Source organism: Tardiphaga sp., assembly GCF_025356345.1.
GTDB lineage: Bacteria > Pseudomonadota > Alphaproteobacteria > Rhizobiales > Xanthobacteraceae > Tardiphaga.
The window spans coordinates 1-3,594 of the sequence record NZ_JANXTC010000233.1 but is presented as its reverse complement, the minus strand read 5'-3'; the positions used below and the strand labels follow the sequence as shown (position 1 = coordinate 3,594).

The 3,594-nt window shown below is 62.6% G+C and carries 4 protein-coding genes; 3 read left to right on the top strand and 1 reads right to left on the bottom strand.

The window, feature by feature from the left end; translation table 11 throughout:
- The 3 genes from Q0S16_RS14095 to Q0S16_RS14085 form a co-directional block, all read left to right on the top strand.
- On the top strand, positions 1-1,321 hold a 1,321-nt coding region (locus Q0S16_RS14095), incomplete at its 5' end, for an arabinose ABC transporter permease (RefSeq protein ID WP_295849236.1).
- Between the two features lie 189 nt (positions 1,322-1,510).
- Positions 1,511-1,714, top strand: coding sequence for a hypothetical protein (locus Q0S16_RS14090; protein WP_295849235.1), 204 nt, complete (start codon positions 1,511-1,513; stop codon positions 1,712-1,714).
- Between the two features lie 10 nt (positions 1,715-1,724).
- Positions 1,725-2,306 (top strand): Fic family protein, encoded by a 582-nt coding sequence (locus Q0S16_RS14085; RefSeq protein ID WP_295849233.1) that lies wholly within the window; start codon positions 1,725-1,727, stop codon positions 2,304-2,306.
- Between the two features lie 139 nt (positions 2,307-2,445).
- Here the strand turns inward: Q0S16_RS14085 and Q0S16_RS14080 are convergent.
- A partial coding sequence (locus tag Q0S16_RS14080; protein ID WP_295849232.1) for an amidohydrolase family protein occupies positions 2,446-3,594 on the bottom strand: 1,149 nt, incomplete at its 5' end.

Sequence of the window (3,594 nt, the reverse complement as noted above, 5' to 3'; positions counted from 1 at the left end):
GCTCGGCATTCCGGCGCTGGCCTATGCCATCATCTCGCTGCTGATCCCGCTGGTCCGCGACTACAACACGCTGATGGCGCTGAATATCGTCCATGGCCTGTTGCTCGGCACCTTCGTTCCCGCGACGCTGCTGATCATCTTTCGCAACCTGCCGATGAAATGGTGGCTGCCGGCGATCGCGATCTATGCGATCCGCGTCGGCTTCACCCTCAATTCCAGCATCGCGCTGCTCGGCTTCTATGTCGACCATGTCGGCTGGCAGTGGCTGTTCTGGCAGGATTGTATCATCGCGCCGTTGCTGGCGCTGTGTGTCTGGCTCGGCACGCCGCACGAGCCGGTCGATACGCCGTTGCTGGAGCAGGCCGACTGGGGCGGCATGCTGCTGCTCGGCAGCGGCATGTCGATGATCTATGCCGGGCTCGACCAGGGCAACCGGCTCGACTGGCTCGGCTCGGGGATCGTGGTGGCATTGCTGGCGGGCGGGGCGTTGCTATCGGTCGGCTTCTTCATCAATGAAGCGCTGGTCAAGCGGCCATGGGCCCATGCCGAGGTGATCCTGTCGCGCAATATCGGCCTCGCCCTGATCGTGATCCTCTTATACACCATGACCAGCCTGTCGAATTCCTCGCTGGCGCCGAACTTCCTGACGACGATCGCGCTGCTGCGGCCCGAGCAGTCCGGCGCATTGTTTCTGACGTACGCCGTGTTGCCGATGCTCGTGCTGGTGCCGCTGTCGATCCATCTGGTCCGGCATTACGACGTGAAGCTGACGCTGATCATCGGCCTGTCGGCCTTCGCCGCGGCGGCCCTGCTGGGCACGCAACTGACCCATCACTGGTCGCTTGGCGACTTCATTCCGATGGTGCTGCTGCAGTCGCTGGGCCAGTCCTTCACGCTGCTGCCGGTGGTGATCATCGCGGTGTCGAATTCCGACCCGACCCGCGCCACGGCGTTCGCCGCCTACATCCAGGTGATGCGGCTCGGCGGCGCCGAGATCGGCATCGCGCTGATGGCCAGCTGGCTGCGGATTCGCGAGCAGATCCATTCCAACCTGTTGGGACAACATGTCGGCAGCGGCGATGCCGACGTCACCGGCCTTCTGGCGCAGCTCACCGGCCGCTTTGCCAGCCACGGCGCTGGCCTCGCGCAGTCGCGCAGCGTCGCCACGCTGTCGGGCCTGGTGGCGCGCGAGGCCAACACGCTGGCCTATATTGACGGCTTCTGGCTCACCCTGTGGTTCGCGATCGCCGCTTTGGCCTGCGTGTCGCTGATCGGCAACGCGCCGCGGGGCCCGTTCACGCCGAAGCGGCCGGGTACGTAACCGGTGGCCGACGGCGACGGAAGCGCCCGATGGTCGCCGGCGTCAGGAAGTCAACACAACGGATAAAAAGGGTGCCGTCGCGGTCAAGAGGCTCATGCTGGTTTTTCAAGAGATGGCGCAAAAGCCACATATTGTCGAAGCCGCATGGTCTGGAGTGGAATTTGACTGCAAATATGATAGATTATTCGCATGTCCATTCGCAAAAAGACGCTCGCCAGCAAACCTGCTTCCACCAAGTTTGTGCTTGGTCGGGAGCGTTTCGCGCTGATTAGCGCGGTGGAAGGCATCAAGCCGACCGCCGCGATGAAGAAGCGTGTTGCCGAGTTTGACCGGCTGGGGCTTTCTCCCGCCGAGCGGCGACGCGAGATCATCAACGTCTACCGTAAGGGCTGATTTTCGGAGCATGTATGCGGCCATCGATGACCCGTATTGCTATCCCGGCACCAAAATCCTCAAGAACAAGCTTGGCCTCCGAAGCCAGCGCGAGCTGGATGCCTTCGAAGCGGAAATGTCCTTCGAGCGCTCTGCGGACTCTCTCCCTTCGGGGAGGCTGAGCTACAGTCATTATCGGGCCATCCATCGGCATCTGTTCCAGGACGTCTACGGATGGGCAGGAAAGCTGCGGACCATTCGCATATCCAAGCGCGAGAGTACTTTCTGTTATCCGGAACATATCCATCAGGAAATGGCGAAGCTGTTCAAGGCCCTCCGCCGGGCAAAGCATTTAAAGAATACGACTCCGGAGGTTTTTGCGAAGCAGGCAGCACATTTCCTGGCTGAGCTGAACGCTATTCATCCGTTCAGGGAAGGAAACGGTCGGACTCAGTTGACGTTTCTGACATTGCTGGCTGAAACGTCGGGACATCCGCTGGTACTCAAGAGAATGAACCCGGACCGCATCATGCAGGCCGTTATCACCAGTTTCGGTGGGGAGGAAGATCCACTGGCGCGGATGATCCTTGAACTTGTTGATCGCAGGAAGTGACCACAGAGCGGATTTTCAATCGGAGCAGCGTTCGACTTTCAGGCGTGATGTCCCCAGGGCCGAAAGGGTCCTCGGCCAGCGCAGACGCTTTCCACGGTTCATGAGCTTTGCTCGCGATGTCCCCTGATTCGTCGCCGGCCTACCGCCGCGCCGATGTCAGCGCCCCGCCGCTCGCCACGCATCGTCCGTTCTTGTAGACCGAGCGCGATTTCGGCACCGCGACGACCGCCATCGGCAGGCCTTCGACGTCCAGGGTGACGAAGTCGGCCTTGGCGCCCACCCGCAATCCGTAGCCTTCCAGTCGCAACGCCTTGGCACCGCCCGCGGTGACCACGTCGAAGGCAATTCCCAGATCCTCGTCGGTGTTGAACCCGGACCGATAGCCGATCATCATCGCCCGTCCCAGCAGGTCCCCGTCGCCATAGGGCCACCAGGAATCGCGGATATTGTCGCTGCCGCTGAACACCGTGACCCCGGCCTCGCGCAGCGCCTTGACCGGCGGAAAGCCGCGGGCGCCCGGCGCATTGGTCATGATCGACACGCCGTCACGCGCGAGCAGGTCGGCCGTGCGCTTGACGATGTCGGTCGCGACGTCGCCCAGCGAATAAGCGTGGCTGACGGCGACATGGCCGCCCATGGCGAGAGCCCTGGTTCGCGCCGCGATCTGTTCGAGCTCGAAGATGCCCAGCGTGCCGTGGTCGTGCAGATGGATGTCGACGTCGACGCCGTGCCGCTGGGCGATGCCGAATACGACGTCGAGATGCCTTTCGACATCGCGGTCGAAGCTGGCGGGATCGAGACCGCCGATCAGATCGGCGCCGATCGACATCGCTTCGTCGAGATAGTCCGCCGCGCCGGCGCTGAGCAGGATGCCGCTCTGTGGAAAGGCGACCAGCTGGATGTCGATGAGGTCGCGGTATTCCTCGCGAACCCCGAGAATGGTTTCGAGTGATTTGAGTCCGACCGAACCATCAACCATCACATGGCTGCGCATCTGGGTGGTGCCGTTAGCGATACAGAGTTCGATCTGGTTGCGGGCCCGAACCTCCATCGGCGCCGTCGCCGCCATGTTGCGGGCCTGGCTGGCGACGCGCTCATGCACGTTGAAGCCGTTGGAATAGGGCACATGCGGCCACCATGCGTCGCCATAAAAGCTGGTGTCGAGATGGATGTGGCCTTCGACCAGGCCGGGCACCACCAGCGCGCCGCCGAGGTCGATTGTCGTAACGGCCGATGGTGGGCTGCCTTCGGGCGTGATCGCGACGATGCGGCCCGACGCGACGGCGAT